Below are 20034 nucleotides of genomic sequence, written 5' to 3'. Positions count from 1 at the left end.
TTACCTTAACGATCGGGTGCTTCACCTGCGCGCGATCAGATTGGAACGTTGCGCGGCATCAGATTGGAATACCTGCGCGCGATCATTGGAATCCGCAACCCACGCGATCATAGGTAACAACACGCGTCACCCGGTGGCCGTGCATAAGGGGTGATCTGAACTTGCCAAATTGGCGACGGCAGCGAGGATTCCTTCCGCATCCGGCCAAATCGCCACGTACATGGTACGTGGCGAGGAGTTCACTATTGCCTTGAAGTGATCTTGAGGATCTGCGCGTTGTTCGCCGTGACGATCGTATCGTTGGCGGTTGCGATCACGACACGAACGAACTGCAGGAATTTGGCCGTATCAACCGTCGCCGCATTGGCCGCGAACAAGACGTCCTTGTCCCGCATGTCAAACTTGGTCGCGAGGAAGTAGGCGGCCGGATCCCGGAAATCCGCGTTGTAGACGATCGGCACCGTGGGTCCGACGTACTTGGAGCAATCGACGCCCAGCCGCTCGGCGAGCTCCCGCGGCTCGCGGCGATACACGTAAACGCCGCTCGGCTCAGCTTGGGCGTCGAGCAGGCCGCCCGCCTTGGCCATCGCCTGCGCCATGTTGATCTTCCACATATCGAACGGGAACTGGCCCTGCGCGCCCGATGCCCCGAAGGCCAGGAAGATCTGCGGTTCGCGGTAGACGTAGATCGTGTCCCCCGGGTGAACCCAGACGTTGTTGCTTGGCTGGTAGACAAGCGCGCCAAACGGAACGGTCGCTCGCTTTCCTTTGCGCTCGAGCGTCACCCATGTCTCCCAGCCCTGCCCCTTCGGACCGCCGGCGCGGGAGATGACGTCCAGCACACGCTCGCCCGCCGCATTGGCGGTCAAACGGGTGGGCGCATTGACCTCGCCCAGGACGCTGATCAGCGAGGTATTCTGGGTGATCAGCGAGACCACGACCTGCGGTTCGATGGCGCGGTTGCCGATCGCCTTGACGATGTCCTGCTGAATTTCGCTAGGCGTACGCCCGTCCGCCTTGATCGCACCGGCATAGGGAACCGTGATGAACCCGGCCGAATCCACATTCTGGTTGGGCAGCGAAACAAAGTTGCCCGGACGGACACCGGCCTCGGCCGGGATGAACAGACCGCCCGCCGCCGCTTCGAAGATCGAGACCGCAACCACGTCGCCAATGCCGAATTTGATGGAGGGCGGCGGCCGATTGTCCGGGAACGAGCCGGCAATAGCGCCAGGTCCGTATTCCCTGACAATATCGACGACTTGGGGCGTGAGCTTCACCAGCCCGTATTCCGGGCCGTTCACCGTGTGCTCGCTTTTGATGACGTGATCCTCAGGACCCGACATCGGCATAATTGCGCATCCGGCCGAGCTTAACGCCACAGCCGAAAGCACGCTTACGAGCAGGAAACCCCGTTTTACCACCACCCAAGTCCCCATTAATTCCAAGTCAAACTCGGCGAATTCCCAAAGTGAGTCAATGAACCGAACGACGCCGGAACTACGATAACTAGAGGTTGTTGCAATGCGGCTACAGGGCTGGTCGTGTCTTGAGCAGGCGCCGCCTAATAGGCGTTATTGCGGCGCACAAGTTCGAGGCAGGTGAGCAGTAGGACCTTAAGGTCCAGCCCTAGGCTCCAATTGTTGATGTACCAAAGATCGCAATCCACCCGCCCCTTCATCTGCTCGACGCGCGCGGTCTCGCCCCGGTATCCCTTGACCTGAGCCCAGCCTGTAATGCCGGGCTTCACGTGATGCCGGAATGCATAGTCCGACAGCAGTTGGCCGTAATGACTGTCATGCGCGAGCGCGTGCGGCCGCGGACCAACCAAGGACATTTCTCCCCGCAATACGTTCACCAGCTGCGGAACCTCGTCGATGCTCGTGCGACGAAGGATCCGCCCGACCCTGGTGACCCGCGAGTCAACGCGCCTGGCCTGCACGATGGTTGCACCGTCCTCCATGACGGACATCGTCCTAAACTTGAAAATCGGGAATTGCTTCACATTAAAGCCGTTGCGTCGCTGGCGAAACAGCACGGGCCCCGGTGAATCGAGCTTGATCGCGAGTGCGCTCAGCAGCATCAAGGGCGCAAGCAGGATCAGACCGAGCGACGCTCCGATAAGATCGAGTATCCGCTTTGACACCTGCTCTGTGCGGGTCAGCGGCCCGCGCTGAATCTCCACCGACAGCGAATTCTGCAGGCGATACGACGGATTCCCCGCCAACGAACGAATGCGACGGTCCGGCAACAATTGGACCGGAAGCGGCGAAATTCTCAATCCATCGCGCACGAGCTCGATCTTGCGGGTATCGCTCCAAGGAAATGCCAGCACGATCTCGTCGACACCCCGTTCGCGCGCAACCGCAAGGGCTCGCTCAAGCGAGGACGATTCATCCGCCGTCATGGCGAATCCGCCATTGCTCTGGCTTGAAAAAGTAACGCGTTCCACCTCGCTCAGGCCATACTGCTCCAACAGCTCCTCTGCCCCGAGCGACGCCAGTTCCTCGCGCGTTCCCAACAAGATCGCGCGCCGGCCCTGGACCTGCCCCTCAGCAACCGCCGCGGACACGAGTCGTTTCGCCAGGCGACGGCACATCACGAGCAATACAAGGGCAAGACCGCCAAAACAGATGACGGATCCGCGCGAGAACGAGGCACCGCTTTTCATCAGGAACGCAAGCAGCGCCAGCAACAGGCCGACCAACGACCATTGCGCGAAGATACGTCCGACATCCCTTCTCTTTTTCGCCAGCGCCTCGCGCAGGTCGTAAAATCCGGTCGAATGCCCAAGGAGAACGTAGAGCAAGGCTGCCACCGGACCGGCGCCGAGGACCGGCTCGACGTGGTTGAGATCGCCATAGGCAATGATCTGGTACAGCCCTCCCCCGAACACACTGGCGAACATGATCACCGCGGCGTCGACAGACGCCAAAACGTGCTGGAGCGCAAAGTACGGAACCTTGATGCGACGCCCGGGCCGTCTAACAACGACCCGGAGATCTGACTCCGGCTGACCTCCCGCCACCTGTTCAGCGGGGACGGCCGGAATTGGATTCTGAGGGATCAAAATCACCTCCACAATGCGCCGACAGCAAATTCAAGCTTAACTAGAGAACCATCGAAGATGCTGCATTGCAATAAAACTTATGTTGCAATGAATAAATTTATTATGATTGAATTCACTACTGCCAAAACATCGGGCAATTCGTCAAGGGCTTGTTTGACAGTCCATTTGGGCGCAACTGCGACCCATGAAGAGCTTAAGTCTCATCCCATTCATCGCGCTATTGCTCGCAGGACCTGCACGGTCGGAGCCGGCCAATCGGCCGCTCCAAGGGTGTATCTCGGGCGCCAGTGCGGATCAGCAACGACAATGCGACCAACAGGCGTCCGAGCAGCTCACCAGCGCCAGCCGCATCACCGCGCTCGAGGGCGGATGGCGGCTGGTGCGCACCAAAAATCCGTCTGGAGGACCCGACGCTGTCTCGGTCATGCATGTGGCTGATTCCTCGAAGTCAGACCTGAGCCTTGCCGGTCTGAATCTTCAATGTGGCCAAAAAGGCGTCGAAGTCATTCTGGTGACTCTGGAACGCAGATCGCGTGCTGACCGTCCCAAGTTGGCACTGAGCACGACCGGGGGCCGCAGCGAATTTGAAGCGACCGTGGTCCAAGCCGGCGAAGCCTTGTTGCTGCCGCAGACTGCAGCCGACCTCGCGGCCCACGATTGGCAGAATTCTCCCCAACTATCCGTTGAAATCGAGGCTAAGCCCGCCCCGATCCGCGGCGTCATTCCACTCATGGGTCTCGCCGCCGCAATGAAAACGCTGACCGCGAGCTGCCCTATTCGTTAACCCTTCGCGGCAGCGGAGGGCGCGATTGACGGTTCCTTAGGAATTTGGGTGAAAGGGTGGACGCCGGAGACACATTTATGATCGCGGCTGCCATATTCTTGTTTCTTGTTGGTGCAGTCCTGGCCTGGGCCTTTCGCGTCTGGATTCTGGTGCCCTTCTGCCTGCTCACAATGATTGCCACTGTCGCGATCGAGCTCACTCTCGGGACGAGCATAGCAGCCGCGTTCGGCTCTGGTCTTTTGGTTGGGCTCGCACCGCAACTGGGTTACGCGTTTGGTCTTTTGGCGCAGGGCACGCTGCTCGCGCGATTTGCGCAGCCTGGATCTGCGCGCAAGGCTTCCGTGGCGCTGCTCTACAAGAAGGCATCCGTCGATCAACGGCGATAGCGCTCGGCGGATTGGCGCCCTTAGCTCCCTAACAGCGTGACTCACGGGAGGGCTATCTTCTAGTTGGCCAATAGCATTTGGCGACCAGCAATTCACGTGCGATACTTGCTTTCACATCCCGCTTTCTCTGGTCGGCAACATCTCGCGCATCAAAAAGCCTCCTTGTCCATAGCTTCTTACTTGCTGGTCGCGCTGTTGGCCACCGCTCCTGTAGCCGTCATTGCCAATGACGGCTACGTGCAACCTGCGATTCTGCCCCTGATCGCGCTCACGCTGGCCTTTGCAGCCACGTTTGCGACCTCGCCCGAGATCGCCTTGGCCAAGCAGACCCTGAAACGGTTCGCCGTGGCGATTCTTGTCCCCATCGTCTGGATGATCGTGCAGATCATCCCCTCTCCCGCCTCCTCGCTCACAAATCCCATCTGGTCGAGCACAGCAATCGCGTTGAACGCGCCCTCGCTGTCAGGGCACATCAGCATCGATCCCGGCGCCACATTGCACAGCCTGGTCTGGTATCTGGCCGTCCTGGCGGTGATCGTTTCCACCGTCCTCGTTACCAAAGACCGGCGCCGGGCCGAGTTGACTCTGCTGATCTTGACGGCGGCTGCGACACTCGTTGCGCTCGCCTTTTTGCTGGGACGAGCCGACCAGTTGGCAACGACCAGCGGCACGGCCGCGTTGATGGCCCTGCTCGGAGCCTTGGCCAATGGAGCCGTGATCACCATGGCCGTCGAGCGGCACCTCAATCATTCCGACGCGATCTTCCCTGTTTCGGCTCCGCGCCTGTTGCAGATGCTTCTGGGCGTTTGTGGCATTGCAGTTTCGGTTGGAGCGATCGTGGCTCTTGGGCAAAGGCAGCTTCTCAGCCTGACGGGGCTCGGATTTGCGCTGATGCTAATTGTCGCAGTCATGCGCCGATTGGGGCTTCGTCCCTGGCCGGCGACGATTCTCGCCGTCATCCTGATCGCCGCGACCGGAGCGGGGCTCGCCCGATCTGCTGCCTCAACAGACCTGTTGAGGCTCGCCGAATCGTCAACGGATGAGTCGCTTGCAATTGCGCAACGCGCCTTGTCGGGCTCGCCATGGGTCGGAAACGGCGTCGGCAGCTTCGCGGAGATTTCGCGCATCTATCGGGATTTCGGGAGCAGCGGGCCTGTCATGCCTCCATCAACCGCCGTCTCCGTCGCGATTGAATGGGGACGACCGGCGCTGCTCGTTCTTGCCGCGCTTGCGCTCCAGCTCTTTCTTTTCAATTTGCGAGGCGCTGTCGGCCGGGGGCGCGATTCCTTCTTCGCCTCACTGGCTGCTGCCGGCGTGCTTTGCGCCGTGTGCGCAAGCTTTGTTGAGCCCAGCCTGCTGACGTCCGGCGCCCAAATCGTTCTCGCGGTCATGATCGGACTCGGCATCTCGCAATCTACGGGACGAACCAGCGCCGCCTAGACCGGCACGAGCTCAGACCCGGCTGGCCGCAATAGTTGCCCAAAGCCTGGAATTCGGCATCTGCATGCGGACCCAGCGATACGGAACGCGCGACCACGGCTTGATGACCTGCGTCATGTTGTCGAGCACCAGATCTCCGCTCTTGGTGCGGACCACCAGGATGAGGTGATGTTCACCTGAATTGACAACCACCTCGCTCAAGAGCAAGGCCCGCGCCGGCCAACCACGCGCCAGCAATTCATGCCGTTTGCTCACCGCATAGTCGTTACAATCGCCGCGGCTCGGGTTGATCAGCCATTGCTCGCCGGCGAGGCCAAGGTCGTTGCGCTCCGGCATAATCTCCCGGTTCACCATCAGATTGACCTCCTTCAGGTCAGCTGATCGTTCCTCGGTCAACCGAACCGGTCCGCCCCGAAACAGCGGCCGCGCCCGGCACTCGCCCCGGTAGCGGAGGCAGAATTGCGTATACGCCATCGGCGGCAACGTCGGCGTCTCCAGCTTGATATGCTGGATTGCCGACTGCAGCCCCATCGGCATTCCCAGCAGGCCCGCATGCGCCGGCTGGAACCAACTGACGACCGCAGCGATTGCCCCCGCGGCCATGATCGAGACGTTGCGCATTGGTTGCTCCCCAAGACTTTATCGGCTAGGAGGCTACCGGTAACAGTTTGAAATTCTGCGCTATTTCGACCCACTAAATAGAATCAAAAGCCGCATGGGCGTTTTTCGTTCCGTTTACTATGGGCCATCAGTGATTCGGGCATATGATTCGAAAGTGCCATGGAAGCCCTTCGGTAAATGCTAAGATCGTCGCGATCAAAATCCAAGCTACGCAAGCCGAAGCTGCCGGACGGACTTCGCATCTATGCGATCAGCGACGTCCACGGCTGCGCTGATCTCCTCCAGCAAATGTTTACCGTGATCGACCGCGATCTCACCACGATCGGCTCGAGGCGCGCGATTCACGTGTTTCTCGGCGATTATATTGACCGCGGTCCGGACTCCAATCGGACGATCGAGCTCCTCATCGAACGCGGCCTGAAGCACGAATCTGTCTTCTTGAGGGGCAATCACGAGGCGTTTCTGCTTGACGTCCTGCAGGACCCCGCCCGTCTGAACGAGTGGCGGCAATTTGGCGGGCTCCAAACGCTGACGTCTTATGGGCTGAGACCTTCGCTCAACCCTGATCCGGCCGAGCAGGCCGAACTGATTCAACAGCTGGCGCAGGCCATTCCGCCGCATCAAATGAAGTTCTTTCAAGGGCTCCGGCCACGCTTCGTGTGTGGCGACTTCTTTTTCGTCCACGCCGGCGTGCGACCGGGTGTGCCGCTGGCAAAGCAGGAGGAAAACGACCTGCTATGGATCCGCGAGGAGTTTCTCCTGAGTGATGACAATTTCGGCAAATATATCGTCCATGGGCATACGCCGGTCCAACAGCCCGATATCCGCTCCAACCGAGTCAACATCGACACCGGCGCCTATGCGACGGGCAATTTGACACTGTTGACGATTCAGCACGATAACCTGCTTGCACTTTGACACGAGCGGCATGGCCAGGCTTGTTGAATGAACTCGTCGAATGCCACTCGCGCCGTGCTGACTGGCCTCGCCCTGTTCATCGGCGTCTACGGACTCGCCTTGCGCCTCGGCGGGATGATTGCCTCTGAACGCCCGAAATTTCCACGCGACCCGCAACAAGCGATGACGCCCTCTCCAGCGATGCCGCGTTGGGTCAGCCTCCTCGCCCCCTTTGATTCCGGCGTTCTGGGCAGTCAGGCGCTTAACCTGGCCTTTGAGGCGATCCAGCGTGGCCAATCTGCAGCCGGCCCGGGCGGTGAGAACGACCTCGCCCGTTCACAGCTCACAAACGCTCTTTCGAGGGTCCCCTACGACGCCGAACTGTGGCTTGCCCTGGCGTTGCTCGAGGCACAACGCGATCCGAGCGGCCCGGCGACCGTCGAAGCGCTCCGGATGGCCTACTTCACCGCCCCGAACGAGGCCGAACTGATGGCGGTGCGGCTGGATACCGCGACGCGGTTTGATGCACTTGAAGATCCCGATCTGAGGGAATTGGCGCAAGGCGACGTGCGCCTGATGCTGACGCGTCAACCGGACCAGAAGGCCGCGGTCGTATCAGCTTATCGCCGCGCCTCCAACCGTGGCAAAGCGTTTTTGGAAGAAGCGATTCAGACGATCGCCCCCACATTTTTGGCGACGCTACGTCGCTAGTTGGTCGGTCGCCCCGTTCAGCAGTCTCGGGGACCGACTACTGCTTCCGGGAGACGTATTGCTCGTTCGGATTTGACCGTCTAAGATTGGAACACCTTGGGGAGCCCAGCCATGCGATCATCTTTCGCTTTTCTCGCGCTCGCGTCGAGCCTGACCGTCGCGTCCGCGGCGCCGTCTTTTGCCGCCGACTATGCCGTGCCTCCGATCACACGGCACGCCGCGACCGTGCCGTATATTGACCGCGGTCCTAATCCGTATTGCGGCCCCCGGTGCGGTTGTCCGATCGTGGCGCGCGTCCGACACCATTCGCTCGAGCAGGCTTATTCCTACGGGTTTGACCCGCGCACCAGAGACGAGCCGCACTATTATTACGGTCCGGTTCGCACCTACGTCCGCTACGCCAATCCGGCCTATCCGGAGCGAGTCCTGGCGTACTAGAAATCCCAGAAATCGGCCGCGGCACAGGATGCCTCAAATCTCGCAGGTTCGATTAAGCGAGTAGCAATTGCGATCACCTAGCCTCGTGGTTCAGGGGTAGAGCCGTGATCGCAATTCAATCTCTTTCCTGCGCGTTCGTCTTGGGCATGGCGTTTACTTTCGTCAGCTATGTTCTATTGGATCATTTTTTGCGGCAGTGGATCGACGAGTTCTAACCGTCGCAACCGTGTTTGGGTAGCGGCCCCCACAGCTCAACCAATGGATCGCAAGGCTCCGGCCTGTCGATGCGCGGCTCGGCCCTCAACTCAAGCAGATCCTCCGCAACATCACCGTAGCCATGCGGCGGGGAATGACGCGCGAAACTCAATTTCACCGGCGTGGTCGGCCGCTCGCGCACGCTTGCTGTTAGCTCGTCTCGATGCGTTAGGTGGAGTTGGGCGTCCTTCGGGTGCTCACTCTCAGGGCAAGTGTGCGCTCTTAGGCACTGCGTGGACCAAGGCGATCGGAACTTCGTGCGCTACCGGGGCTTAGTCCTTTTCCACGAAATCTGCCGAAGGCGGCGCCAATGGCGCGCAACAAGAGTACGCGTTGGACCGAAGATCAAAAAGCGGAGCTGCTCAAGCTCGATGCAGCGGGAGATCCACCGCGGTTGATTGCTGCTAAATTGCAGCGCTCCGAACGGTCCATCTCCGTACGCCTAGCACAGCTCAGGAAATCTCCTCGACAAAAGGAACGCCGTCCTTAATTCGCCTCCTAAAGTCAGGCGACATCGCCGCTGGACTAAGGTCGCCATCTCAGCATTCAACGGAATGCAAAGATGTTTCGAGGCAATTGATTGCTCGATAAGAATGCATTCGCCTATCGATACCTAGTTGCTGCTGTGCCTTCACTCCGGAGACCAGCTCAGCGTTGCCGCCTTCAAAAACTTGAAATGCGCAATCGAGGAGCTGGGCTCCTTGCCTGCGCTGGCCATTCCGGTTTTCCCCTTGTACGAACAGATCCTGATGATGATTGTCCGGCCTCGCGCTCGCGGTATTCGTCATTTCCGTTAGCGAAGGGCACCGCAGCCTGCCATCACATCCTCGACCGGCGGTTCAGGCCTGATTGATCCCGCTCCGCCGCCTGCAAGGCGCTTCGATCGCGTCCATGATCGCTTCGATGCGCGCGGATACCGAATCCGAGGTACTCTGAAGGGGTCCTTGAGTACCGAACAGCCTCGGTCGATACTGCCGAAATTAAGAATTAGCCGGCCGAACAGTTGCTCGCGGCAGGTCCAAAAGCTGTTTGGCTAGCTTGAGATATCGATGCACAGCTTTCGAGTGCGGCTGCTCGAGCCCACTGCGACGGTGACTTGGTCTTGAGCTAGACGCGCACGTTAGCCTCACAGCGTTTGGGGCAAAGCAAATGTTAGCAGTTCAATCCGCTTTGTGCGTGTTAGTCATAGCTGCGGCAACGATCTTGGCTGACTATCTGCTGCTAAGACACCTCTTGGCCCAGTGGATTGACGAAGCGTGAGTTCGGGCGACTAACGAACCAGTCTATCCCCCCTATATTCTGGAAACCGGCTCAGCATCGCCGCCTTCAAGAACTTGAAATGCGCAATCGAGGAGCCGAGCTCCTTGAGCCTGCGCTGGCCGTTCTGGATCTCTTTGTCGAACAGATCCTGGTGGTGGCTGTCCAGCGCCTCGCGCTCGAGATACTCGTCATCGCCATTACCGATGGTCACCGCGGCGCGCGCCAGCACGTCCTCGACCCGGCGGTTCAGGCCCTCCTGCTCGCGTTCGGCCGCCTGCAAGGCGTTTTCGATGGCGTCCATGATGGCTTCGATACGCGTCCGGTCGGTCTCCGCATCCCGCTCGGGTGAACGCGCGCGGAACACCTGCTCGCCGCCCAGGCGATCTCTCAGGAAACTGTGGGTACGAGCCCGCAAGAACAGCTGGAACATGCGTGCCTTTTCCGGTTTGAGGCGCCAGACCAGAAAATGGGTCCGGCATGGTTAATAAAGGCTAAAGCTGCCGCCCTGATCTGCCCGGCTTTGCGCCATCCAGGCCTTCCAGGCGCCTTCGTGCTTGGCATAGAGTTCCCGCCAGCGCGCTTCGTCGCCCGCTACCCACAGGCCTCTGTCATCATGCGCGGCCTGCCCCCCTTCCTGAGGGAGGGCCGCCTGGCCGTCCAGACGCTCGAATTCAAAGGTCTCCTCGTGCGTCAGGCCGATCAAGACGCGTCGTCCCACCTCATCGACAAAATACCGGCGTGGAGCGTTGTTCTTCAAGCTAGTCACGGCGCGCCCCCTGCTTGACGATCCAGGGACCGGCCAACGCGTCGAGACGTCGACTATAGGCCCTGACAAAAAGGGGAGCAGCCACCAGCGGCACGATCAGAGCAATCAGCCAGATCATCAAGCACCCCCAATCAACGCAACACGAACGGCAATCATTTGTTTTGCAAAATTCGTGCGCAACCTAGCTACCGAGTGCCGCCCGAGCAACGGCGGATATGGCTTAACCTAACCAGACATGGTTACTCCCGTTGATCGTCGGATACACGACTCCTACACTTAGGTTGTAATTCCTTAGAATGCCCGTCGGGTGCTGGTCAGAGACGCAGCCGGCTGAGAGCGGGTGGGATCATAAGGGGCGTACAGCCGCCGGCGCTCACGACGCTTGCGCGACCGCCACGCGCGCATCGCGTAACCAAGACCGAAACCAGCGAAGAAGATCAAGAGCAGCATCAGCACGGGCGCCATCGCAATCTTTCCATTTGCGGAACGTTTCGATCTCCCCGGATGCCCTGTTCATTGGCGCTATTCTCATCGTCCAGTTGTGACGACATCATGATGAACGTCGCTGAATTCCTCGCCATGCCCGAGATTTTTTGGGCAGCATCTGCTCGCGAAGTGAACTTGGGTTTTCATCAACCAAGGAACCAGAGGAACAACTTCACCAGCAACAGCGTGATGAAATAGACCCAGCCTGCCATCGCAATTAGCGTCACGCTGAAAAATGCGCCTTCAAATGCCCGCTCTCTGATCTTTGCAAGCGGCAATGCAGTTAGAGCTCTCTGCAGCATGTCAGTGTTCGCGTTGTTGTTTGCGAAAGACATAGCAGACCGAATTCGTCGATCTCGTGACGCAAGGTGTCTCGCACAAACAATGCAACAGGATTCAATGCGCGGTTTGTGCGCAATTAGATTTGATGTTCAATCTGACTTGTCGCGGGAACTAGTTCGGTGTGAATCGATTGTCGCGCTCTCACCGCACGCAAGGCGATGAGAACTCCTACGCTTATCAGCGCGGAGTCATCGGGACGAACTCCGGCGTCTCGCCGTCCGGACCAGACCTGCCGCGGAAGATGAAGAGCCCTTTATCCGTCGACACGACATCCCCTGGTCGAAGCGTATCGTCGTTGAGCACGCGCTGGGTCGCGATTTTTTCGGGCGGATCGGGCGGGATCGCTGCCCGCAACGGCGCCTGCAGCTTCCAGTCCAATCGCGCCTGATCCGCGCGCTTGCGCGCGTCGGCAATGCGGCGCTTCCAGTCCTCGCGGGACATAAGGCTGTCCGGCGATAGCACACTCTGGGCGTCCACCGCATCGGCCGATGGAGATATTTCCGATGTCGAAGCTCCCGGCGATGCGGGCTGATCGCCAGCCAGCCCCTCTCCGCCGCCGGCGAGCGTCACCAGCATGAGCATTATCACGCCACAATGAGCTCGTTTTTGCGCCATCGATCGCGGCCCGCGGTCCAAAACATCTCGTCAACTTAGCTCGTTATCAATTTAGCGTCACTAGGCGGGTGAGACGACGCCGACCGTTCCAGTCGATGACGATTAAGGCTAATGGACCGGACCGATTTGACCACCGCGGTCGGTGCGCACTATCAATGGCCCGGACTGAGCCCCTGCCAAGCCGCGGAGACGAAATGACCAACCGACCGACTGTCCTCGTTACAGGAGGCGCCGGCTATATCGGCTCGCACGCCTGCCGCGCGCTGGCTGCGGCCGGCTATCAGCCGATCGTCTACGACAATCTCTCCACCGGCCATCGCCGCTTCCTATCTAGCCCGCTCATCACCGGCGACCTCCTGGACGAGGCAACGCTTGCGAGGGCCTTCGCCGATCAGACCATTTCCGCCGTGATGCATTTCGCCGCCGCGAGCCTCGTTGGCGAGTCCGTCGCCGATCCGCAGAAGTACTACATCAACAATGTGCAGGGCACACTGTCGCTGTTGAAGGCCATGCACAACGCCGGCTGCCATCGCATCGTATTCTCCTCCACCGGAGCGGTCTACGGCAACGCCGATAGCAAGGCGCTGCCGGAGAATTTCACCTGCGTACCGATCAACCCCTACGGCGCGTCGAAATGGATGATCGAGCGCATGCTCGCCGACTACCGCTCGGCTTATGGCTTCGGCGCGTTTTGCCTGCGCTACTTCAATGCCAGCGGGGCAGATCCCGCCGGTGGCATCGGCGAGCTGCGTGACAACGAGACGCATCTCATCCCGCGCGCCATGATGGCGCTGCAGGGCCATGTCGGCGACTTCGCCGTCTTCGGCGACGACTACGACACGCCCGACGGCACCGCAATTCGCGACTATATCCACGTCACTGATCTTGCCGCCGCGCATGTCGCTGCCTTGAGGCTGCTGCTCGACGGACATGCCGGCGGCAGCTTCAATCTCGGCACCGGCGCAGGCTTCTCGGTGCGGGAGATCCTGTCCGCGATCAGGCAGGAGACCGGGCGGGAGGTCCCCCGCGTCGTGAGGCCACGGCGGCCGGGCGACCCGACCTATCTTGTCGCCGATCCCTCCGCAGCTCGCGACGTTCTGGGCTTTAAGCCGCGCTATTCCGACCTGCCCACGATCATCCGCACGGCCTGGGCTTGGCACCAGACGGCGCACCCACTGAAGCGGAGCTGAATGTCGGAATGACGGGCCGATCACGCGACCCCCATCGCGGGTTTAAGAACCGGCTTGCACGCGTCCAGCCATCGCGTATCAAGGGCGGAGCAGCGTTCCGAGGGCACATGAAGGGCATCATCCTGGCAGGTGGAACCGGCTCCCGGCTCTATCCGGTGACCGCCGTCGTGTCGAAGCAGCTCTTGCCCGTATTCGACAAGCCGATGATCTACTATCCGCTGTCGACCCTGATGTTCGCCGGCATCCGCGACATTCTGATCATCACGACGCCTCAGGACCAGCCGCTGTTTCAGCGCCTCCTCGGCGATGGATCCGCGATCGGCCTTAAGTTTTCCTATGCGTTCCAGGAGCATCCGCGGGGTCTGGCGGATGCCTTCATCGTCGGGCGTGAGTTCGTGGGCGGGGATTCCGTCGCGCTGGTGCTCGGCGACAACATCTTCTATGGCAACCGTCTTCCCGAGATGCTGAGCCAGGCCGTCATGCGCACGCGTGGCGCCACGATCTTCGGCTACACGGTCAATACGCCGGAGCAATATGGCGTTGTCGAGCTCGACAGCAACGGTCGCGCGCTCTCCATCGAAGAGAAGCCGGCAAAACCGAGGTCCAACGTCGCCGTCACCGGTCTCTATATCTATGACAACGACGTCCTCGACATCGCGGCCGGCATCACGCCGTCTGCGCGCGGCGAGCTTGAGATTACCGACGTCAACAGGGTCTATCTGGAACGCGGCGATCTGGTCGTGCAATTGTTCGGCCGCGGTATTGCCTGGCTCGATACCGGCACGCATTCCTCGCTGGTCGAGGCCAGCCATTTCGTGCAGATTCTGGAGCAGCGCCAGGGGCTGCGCATCGCCTGCCCCGAGGAAATTGCGCTGCGAAAGGGCTACATCTCCCTTGATGCTTTCGAGAAGCTGGCGCAAAAGAATGCCAAGAGCAGCTATGGCGAATATTTGCTGTCAGTCTACCGCTCATTCAGGCACGAGGCGGGCAGCTCCTGAGCAGGGACTGCATGCGCTTTGATGGTCTCACCATCTTCGTGACCGGCGGGGCGGGCTTCATCGGCTCGGCCGTCATCCGTCTTCTGCTGGGAGGGACCGGCGCGCGCGTCGTCAACATCGACAAGCTGACTTACGCCGCCAACCTCGACTCGCTTCCGGGAGCCGCGGGTCATCCGCGCTACGCATTCGAGAAACAGTGTATCTGCGAAGGCACCGGCCTGCGTGAGCTGTTCGACAAGTATCAACCCGACGCCGTGATGAATTTGGCCGCGGAAAGCCATGTCGACCGCTCGATCGAAGGACCGGCCGAATTCATCCAGACCAACGTGGTGGGCACCTTCACGCTGCTCCAGGAGGCGCTGCGCTATTGGCGTACCCTCACGCCGCAGAAGCGCCCGCAATTTCGTTTCCTGCATGTCTCGACCGACGAGGTGTTCGGCTCGCTCGGCCCTGAGGGCCTGTTCAGCGAAACGATGGCTTATGCACCGAACTCGCCCTACTCCGCGAGCAAGGCTTCGTCGGACCATCTCGTGCGGGCCTGGCGGGAAACCTACGAGCTTCCCACGCTGGTGACGAACTGCTCGAACAATTACGGCCCCTATCAATTCCCGGAAAAGCTGATTCCGCACATGATCATCGGCGGTCTCGCAGGCGAGCCGCTGCCGGTCTACGGCGACGGCAAGAATGTCCGCGACTGGCTTTTCGTTGAGGACCACGCGAGAGCGCTGACGTTGACGCTCGCGCATGGCAAGGCCGGCGACACCTACAATGTCGGCGGCCGCAGCGAACGAACCAACCTGGACGTGGTCGAGCGCATCTGCGATCTGCTCGACGAAATTGCCCCAGGACCTACCGGCGCGCGGCGCAATTTGATCAGCTTCGTCACCGATCGTCCCGGCCACGATCGACGCTATGCGATGGACGCGAGCAAGATCGAGCGCGAGCTCGGTTGGCGTCCTGAAGAGAGTTTCGAGAGCGGGCTTGCCAAGACGGTCGGCTGGTTCTGCGATCACCGCAAATGGTGGCAGGACATTCTCGACCGCGGATATCAGCGCACACGGATCGGCCTTGCCTAGCGAAACTCCCGTGGTTGTACGGTGCTCCGCGCGCTGATTTCGTCGCGGTAAGGTTGAGCAGTTAGCTTAATGCGCGGTCTTTGTTGCGAGTTTTCGCCAATCGCTTATCCATCTCAGCACCGGGCTCCCCCAAGGCCCGGCCCCACCCAAGCAAAGCCGTCGAGCGAACATGGGTCGCTTGGCGGCTTTGTCGTTGTGTTGACGCTGAGAGGATCGTTTTCGTCATGGCCCGGAAGCCCTGGTCGTTCAAGGAAGACCGCCGGTTAATGGAGCTGGCCAAGTCTTCAATTACGTTGGAAGAGGCCGCGAAGCAGATGGGACGGTCGCCCGACGCGATCAAGCGCATGGCGTTGCGGCTTGGTCTGTCGCTCAAGTCCAAGGCCGTCAAGAAGAGCTGAGGCCGACAGGTAGGTTCCGGAATTGTTTCGGACCAGCGCTCGATTCAGGCGATCTCAACCTTTGGCTGTTGCCCGCCCCTGACGGCTTAAACCTTATCTTAGCGCCTCGGAGGGTAGGATTGGAGTCATCCTCTGTTAACCCCTCGCGGACCGGATGAAACCAGCGCGGCCGCCCGTCTCCCTCATCGCGCTCGTGTTCGCGAGCACGCTGCTCTTTGGTCTGGCTGGCCACCTGGCCGCGACGAGCTTCATCCGCCATCAGCAGGCGCGCCAGCTCGACGAATTGACCGGGGTGGTGCTGCGCCGTTCCGAGTTCGCGATCGACTTTGCCGCTGCTAGCCTCGACGAGCTCGCGGGCCGCGGACTTGCCGATTGCAGCCCCGCTTCGCTCCAGGCGATCCGCCTCCACGTCTACCAGCGTTCCACGGTCAAGGACGTCCGCCTCGTCAATGCCGACGGCTCGGTGATCTGTTCGGCCTATTCGGAGACGCTGGAATTCGACAAGGGCTGGGTCCACCGCGCAGACATGCAGGGATCACGCGATACGGGACTGCTCCTGTTCCGGGTCGAGCAGTTCGGCGGTGACGCCCTCGGCGTGCTCCGGGACATCGACCACAGGAAGGCGCTGGTCGCGATCCTCGGTGTCAATTCGAGCCTATTCGACATCATGCCGGCCGAACTGCGCGCGCACAGCGAGGTGCTGCTCGCGCTGAGCAATGGTGAGAAGCTAGGGGCGTTCATGCTCGACGCCGACAAGGCGCTACGCGAGGCCACCGATTTCGACAAGAGCTCGGCGCGCTATCCGCTTCGCACCACCATTCGCGTCGAACGCGCGGTGCTGGCGACGTGGAATTCTGAAGTCTATTGGCCCGCGATGGCGCTCGCTCTCGCGCTCGGCATCCTCTTCGGCATCTTGTTGTCCAGGAGCCGGCGCATGGAGGGTCCGGTCGCGGATCTCGACCGTGGCCTCGCGCGCGGCGAGTTCAAGCCGTATTTCCAACCGATCTTCGCGCTGCGCACGGGCCGGATCATCGGTTGCGAGATCCTGGCGCGCTGGCTGCGCGAGGACGGCTCGGTGGTGCCGCCGATGAATTTCATCCCGCTGGCCGAATCCAGCGGGCGCATCCAGGGCATGACCTGGCAGATCCTGGGCAGCGCGCTTGCCGACCTGCAGCCGCACCTGAAGGCGGACAAGGACTTCAAGCTGTCACTCAACGTCGTACCAAAGCACCTCTTGAGTGCCGGTTTCGTCGAGACGTTGCGCAGCACAGTGCTGGCCGCAAAGGTCTCGGCGCGGCAGATCGTAGTCGAGGTAACCGAACGCGAAGAGCTCGACGATCTCGCGCGTGCGGCGTCCGTGGTGCGCGAGCTGCGCGACTATGGCTTCCGCGTGGCCATCGACGACGTCGGCGTCGGCCACAGTGGCCTGTCGCGGCTGAAGGGATTGGGCGCCAACACCATCAAGATCGACAAGTTCTTCGTCGACACCATCACGGTGGATGCGTCGACCACGACCATCGTCGAGATGCTCGTCGAGCTCGCGCGCGACCTGCACATGACGGTGATCGCCGAAGGCATCGAGACCGACGAGCAGGTCCGCGCGCTGATCTCCTGCGGCGTCGAGGAAGGCCAAGGCTATCTGGTTGCAGCCCCCTTGCCCTTTGCCAAATTTATCGAGCTCCTCAAAACGCGCCGGTCGATCTCTGCCGATTCAGCAGCGGTGCTGGTCGCCTGAATCAATTTCGACACAATCCCATCCTCGGTACCGCGCAAGCGGTAGACCGATCCTCAGGGACAGAACGGTTGCTCCAGGGAGCGCTATTGCCGGTCCTCATATCGCTCGCAACGAGGATCGCCGCGTTTGACCAGTGCGAACTCGCTCAGTGGCGGGAAACACTGCTGAAGTGAATATTGATCGCCGTACGGAGGTGGCGAGCGGAAGCAAATCTTCACACCAATCGGCACCTCGTATTGCTTGCCCCCGATGGTATAGGTGCATGGATCGGTTTTTGGCTGCTGCACTTTCTCTTGCGCGCGAGCTGCAACGGGCAAGAGGAGCACGGACAAAGCAATGGCAAACACGCGCATAGGGAGGCTCCTCGAGTTTTCCCCTTTACCCCTCGCCGGCCGTCCGTCGCATTCTATGGCCACAGCCACGAACTTCGCAACGCAGAATGCATTCGGCAGGGATAAGGTCGGCAAGCACATTTGCAAACGTTTTTGGCCATTTTCAGCGTGTGCGCCGTATCGCGGCGATAAGGATAGCAGCCGAGAAAAAACGAGTCGCGGATTGCTCATGAGGCAAGCACGGCCGGTGCGCTGCCCATGGCGTGGTCACAAGGACGTGTGCCCCCTGAGCAGGACATTAACGATGTCCTTAACTTCCTCTGAGGCAAGGCTATCGTTGCATTAAGATAGGCCCATGACCCGGAACAAGCTTATTGCCGCAACGGGCATTTGCCTCGCGATCATCGTCTACGCAACTCTCGCCGCGCTGACGGGGCGTCCCGTGCTGATCGGTCATCACGAGGCCTATTGGGTCGTCGTGATCGAGCGCTTCAGCGCTTATGGACTGCTGGGCTTTCTGCTAGCGTTCGTGCTGCCCGGGCGCTTCACGCAGGCCTGCCTGCTCGTGATCGGCGTTGCCGTTTCGCTCGAACTCTTGCAAGCGCTGCGTCCTGACCGCGACGCAGCGTTCTTCGACGTGATCCAGAAAGCGGCCGGTGGCGTTGTCGGGGTCAGCATTGCGCAAACCGTTCTGGCATTTTTGCCTCGGGCACGCTCCTAATTCACGGGCCCGACGCGTAGCGACGCCGCTATGCGGCAAAAGGCCTTGCCGCAGGACGCCCCGCCTGCCTATTCTCCCGGCCACATCGAGGAGATCATTTGGTCATGAAGGGAATGGCGACGGCGCTGCTTGCCGCTTGGCTCATCGCTAGTGGGTCTGCATGGGCTCAAAGCACCAATTCGAACGGCATCCGCAGCGGATATGGCAGCCCCGTGAGCTCACCGCCGTCATCGGCTGCCCCCGCATCATCATCTTCATCTTCGACCCCATCGACAGGCACGCGTAGTCTGGGAACTGGCCAGGGCCGCACCGAGGGCGCGATGGGCCTCACCCCGCAGCTCCAGAGGGAACTCGGGATCGGTCGCCAGCAATAGCGCTAAACCCGTCTTTGCGCACGTCTGCTGCTACTTCGCCATCTGCCCGCGGAGCTCGCCCCCCGGGTTCGCCGCGGTGTGGATGTTGGCGTACCACTTGCCGGCCAGGAGATCCGCAGCCTGTGCATCCGAGAGCGTGGCTGTGCCCTGGATCGGGCTCTGGGCCGACTTGAACGGCAGCGCGATGCCGGCATTCTTGCCGGGCTCGCTCGGGCCATGGAAATGCGCGCCAACCGCGGGCCCGGTCAGGCCTGAATAGGTAACCGCATAGGTCAGGACCTTGCTGTCGGTATCGAAGGTCGCCTCGGCCTTGCCGGAGCCGGAACTAGAATTCGGCGGCACCTCGTTGCTGCCCTTGAGCTCGGCCGTGAGCTTGATCACCTCGGCACTGGCCGTCGTGCCCAAAACTGTTGCACCCAAGAGTATTGCACCTGCCAGACGCACGGCTTTCGTCATGACATCCTCCCCAACCTCCAGGTCGTATTGCGCTTCGACCCGTTCTGGTGGAACACCCGCGGCAACGGGAAATTCCGGCAGCAGATCTATGCCCGATTCGAAGGCATCGTGTCCGCCTGGCGCGGCGTCGACCATGTCATCCTTTGGGATGGGGCGCGGAGGACGCCTCAAGCCCCCCGCGCTTGTCGCCTTCTCCGGGCGTCAAAAGCTCGGCCATCTGCCGATGGGTATCGCGCAAGGCCTCGATCGCACCATCGAGATCGAACTCCGACTCGCGAATGCTGGCGAAGAAGCGGGCCGTCAACGCGAGATTAAGCTTCACGCGCGTCGCACCGTCACTGCTCTTGCGACGGTGAAGCGACAGATGTCGCGCCATGAGCCTGGCTTCCGCCGCGCTGCAATTGCAGAGCGTCGCGAGTTCATCGTACGTCATCCAGACCTGGGGCATGTTCCTGACCGCCGTTGCGCGACCCGCAACGTAGGGCGCATTCGTAAAGGCGGGGTTGCCGATCGCGACATCACTTTCCACAACGCCACCACGGCAGCGCTTACGCCGGGACGAGAGGGATCCACCCGCATGATCCTGGCTACCGGAGAGAGCCACTCGAGACCGCACAAATATCCGAAAGAGGTATAGGACGTACCCGAAAGGCCATTGGGACGCACGACGTTTGCCGCGCAGA

23 protein-coding genes are annotated in these 20034 nt (G+C 60.8%); 12 read left to right on the top strand and 11 right to left on the bottom strand.

Annotation, left to right across the window (positions count from 1 at the left end):
- Window positions 1-242 precede the first annotated feature (242 nt).
- Together QQL28_RS26450 and QQL28_RS26445 are read right to left on the bottom strand one after the other, a co-directional pair.
- Window positions 243-1352 carry a polysaccharide biosynthesis/export family protein gene (locus tag QQL28_RS26450; RefSeq protein ID WP_348522523.1) on the bottom strand — a complete coding sequence of 370 codons (1110 nt, stop codon included), beginning with the start codon at window positions 1350-1352 and terminating at the stop codon, window positions 243-245.
- Between the two features lie 212 nt (window positions 1353-1564).
- Complete coding sequence (locus QQL28_RS26445; RefSeq protein WP_284270177.1) at window positions 1565-2914, bottom strand: undecaprenyl-phosphate glucose phosphotransferase; 1350 nt, start codon at window positions 2912-2914, stop codon at window positions 1565-1567.
- A 340-nt stretch (window positions 2915-3254) separates the two neighbouring features.
- On the opposite strand from QQL28_RS26445, the gene QQL28_RS26440 reads away from it, so the two are divergent.
- The 3 genes from QQL28_RS26440 (at window position 3255) to QQL28_RS26430 (ending at window position 5680) form a co-directional block, all read left to right on the top strand.
- Window positions 3255-3854, top strand: a complete 600-nt coding sequence (locus tag QQL28_RS26440) for a hypothetical protein (RefSeq protein ID WP_284270176.1) — start codon at window positions 3255-3257, stop codon at window positions 3852-3854.
- A gap of 77 nt (window positions 3855-3931) precedes the next feature.
- Window positions 3932-4240: a hypothetical protein gene (locus QQL28_RS26435; protein WP_284270175.1), complete on the top strand. Its 309-nt coding sequence runs from the start codon at window positions 3932-3934 to the stop codon at window positions 4238-4240.
- 162 nt (window positions 4241-4402) lie between these two features.
- Window positions 4403-5680, top strand: coding sequence for a hypothetical protein (locus QQL28_RS26430; RefSeq protein WP_284270174.1), 1278 nt, complete (start codon window positions 4403-4405; stop codon window positions 5678-5680).
- Window positions 5681-5692: 12 nt separating this feature from the next.
- On the opposite strand, the gene QQL28_RS26425 is transcribed toward QQL28_RS26430, so the two are convergent.
- The gene (locus QQL28_RS26425) at window positions 5693-6301 is read right to left on the bottom strand and encodes a transglutaminase-like cysteine peptidase (protein ID WP_284270173.1); all 609 of its coding nucleotides are present in this window, start codon (window positions 6299-6301) and stop codon (window positions 5693-5695) included.
- A 177-nt stretch (window positions 6302-6478) separates the two neighbouring features.
- Between QQL28_RS26425 and QQL28_RS26420 the strand changes: the two genes are divergently transcribed.
- The 3 genes from QQL28_RS26420 (at window position 6479) to QQL28_RS26410 (ending at window position 8347) form a co-directional block, all read left to right on the top strand.
- Window positions 6479-7219, top strand: a complete 741-nt coding sequence (locus QQL28_RS26420) for a metallophosphoesterase family protein (protein ID WP_284270172.1) — start codon at window positions 6479-6481, stop codon at window positions 7217-7219.
- A 27-nt stretch (window positions 7220-7246) separates the two neighbouring features.
- Window positions 7247-7909, top strand: coding sequence for a hypothetical protein (locus QQL28_RS26415; RefSeq protein ID WP_284270171.1), 663 nt, complete (start codon window positions 7247-7249; stop codon window positions 7907-7909).
- A 111-nt stretch (window positions 7910-8020) separates the two neighbouring features.
- Window positions 8021-8347, top strand: coding sequence for a hypothetical protein (locus QQL28_RS26410; RefSeq protein WP_284270170.1), 327 nt, complete (start codon window positions 8021-8023; stop codon window positions 8345-8347).
- A gap of 1525 nt (window positions 8348-9872) precedes the next feature.
- Here the strand turns inward: QQL28_RS26410 and QQL28_RS26405 are convergent.
- From QQL28_RS26405 to QQL28_RS26385, 5 genes are all read right to left on the bottom strand, one after another.
- Complete coding sequence (locus tag QQL28_RS26405) at window positions 9873-10292, bottom strand: hypothetical protein (protein WP_284270168.1); 420 nt, start codon at window positions 10290-10292, stop codon at window positions 9873-9875.
- A gap of 51 nt (window positions 10293-10343) precedes the next feature.
- Complete coding sequence (locus QQL28_RS26400) at window positions 10344-10565, bottom strand: hypothetical protein (protein WP_348522522.1); 222 nt, start codon at window positions 10563-10565, stop codon at window positions 10344-10346.
- Window positions 10566-10620: 55 nt separating this feature from the next.
- Complete coding sequence (locus tag QQL28_RS26395) at window positions 10621-10746, bottom strand: hypothetical protein (RefSeq protein WP_284270162.1); 126 nt, start codon at window positions 10744-10746, stop codon at window positions 10621-10623.
- A gap of 514 nt (window positions 10747-11260) precedes the next feature.
- Window positions 11261-11416, bottom strand: coding sequence for a hypothetical protein (locus QQL28_RS26390; RefSeq protein ID WP_254097376.1), 156 nt, complete (start codon window positions 11414-11416; stop codon window positions 11261-11263).
- Window positions 11417-11633: 217 nt separating this feature from the next.
- Window positions 11634-12032 carry a hypothetical protein gene (locus QQL28_RS26385; protein WP_284270159.1) on the bottom strand — a complete coding sequence of 133 codons (399 nt, stop codon included), beginning with the start codon at window positions 12030-12032 and terminating at the stop codon, window positions 11634-11636.
- Between the two features lie 233 nt (window positions 12033-12265).
- On the opposite strand from QQL28_RS26385, the gene galE reads away from it, so the two are divergent.
- From galE to QQL28_RS26360, 5 genes are all read left to right on the top strand, one after another.
- Entirely contained in the window at window positions 12266-13261 is a 996-nt protein-coding gene (gene galE, locus QQL28_RS26380) for a UDP-glucose 4-epimerase GalE (protein WP_284270158.1), read from the top strand.
- A 107-nt stretch (window positions 13262-13368) separates the two neighbouring features.
- The gene (rfbA, locus tag QQL28_RS26375; RefSeq protein WP_284270156.1) at window positions 13369-14259 is read left to right on the top strand and encodes a glucose-1-phosphate thymidylyltransferase RfbA; all 891 of its coding nucleotides are present in this window, start codon (window positions 13369-13371) and stop codon (window positions 14257-14259) included.
- 11 nt (window positions 14260-14270) lie between these two features.
- The gene (rfbB, locus tag QQL28_RS26370; RefSeq protein ID WP_284270155.1) at window positions 14271-15335 is read left to right on the top strand and encodes a dTDP-glucose 4,6-dehydratase; all 1065 of its coding nucleotides are present in this window, start codon (window positions 14271-14273) and stop codon (window positions 15333-15335) included.
- A 224-nt stretch (window positions 15336-15559) separates the two neighbouring features.
- Window positions 15560-15733, top strand: a complete 174-nt coding sequence (locus tag QQL28_RS26365) for a hypothetical protein (RefSeq protein ID WP_284270153.1) — start codon at window positions 15560-15562, stop codon at window positions 15731-15733.
- Window positions 15734-15887: 154 nt separating this feature from the next.
- Entirely contained in the window at window positions 15888-17468 is a 1581-nt protein-coding gene (locus tag QQL28_RS26360; RefSeq protein ID WP_284270151.1) for an EAL domain-containing protein, read from the top strand.
- Window positions 17469-17551: 83 nt separating this feature from the next.
- Here the strand turns inward: QQL28_RS26360 and QQL28_RS26355 are convergent, their stop codons facing one another.
- Window positions 17552-17821, bottom strand: a complete 270-nt coding sequence (locus tag QQL28_RS26355; RefSeq protein WP_284270149.1) for a hypothetical protein — start codon at window positions 17819-17821, stop codon at window positions 17552-17554.
- Window positions 17822-18155: 334 nt separating this feature from the next.
- On the opposite strand from QQL28_RS26355, the gene QQL28_RS26350 reads away from it, so the two are divergent.
- Window positions 18156-18521 carry a VanZ family protein gene (locus tag QQL28_RS26350; protein WP_284270147.1) on the top strand — a complete coding sequence of 122 codons (366 nt, stop codon included), beginning with the start codon at window positions 18156-18158 and terminating at the stop codon, window positions 18519-18521.
- 404 nt (window positions 18522-18925) lie between these two features.
- Here QQL28_RS26350 and QQL28_RS26345 read toward each other — a convergent pair whose 3' ends face one another.
- Together QQL28_RS26345 and QQL28_RS26340 are read right to left on the bottom strand one after the other, a co-directional pair.
- Window positions 18926-19351, bottom strand: a complete 426-nt coding sequence (locus tag QQL28_RS26345; RefSeq protein ID WP_284270189.1) for a CHRD domain-containing protein — start codon at window positions 19349-19351, stop codon at window positions 18926-18928.
- Between the two features lie 136 nt (window positions 19352-19487).
- Entirely contained in the window at window positions 19488-19727 is a 240-nt protein-coding gene (locus QQL28_RS26340) for a hypothetical protein (RefSeq protein WP_284270145.1), read from the bottom strand.
- Window positions 19728-20034 lie beyond the last annotated feature (307 nt).

The organism is Bradyrhizobium iriomotense, assembly GCF_030160715.1.
Classification (GTDB): domain Bacteria; phylum Pseudomonadota; class Alphaproteobacteria; order Rhizobiales; family Xanthobacteraceae; genus Bradyrhizobium; species Bradyrhizobium iriomotense.
This window is presented reverse-complemented; position numbering and strand designations above follow the sequence as displayed.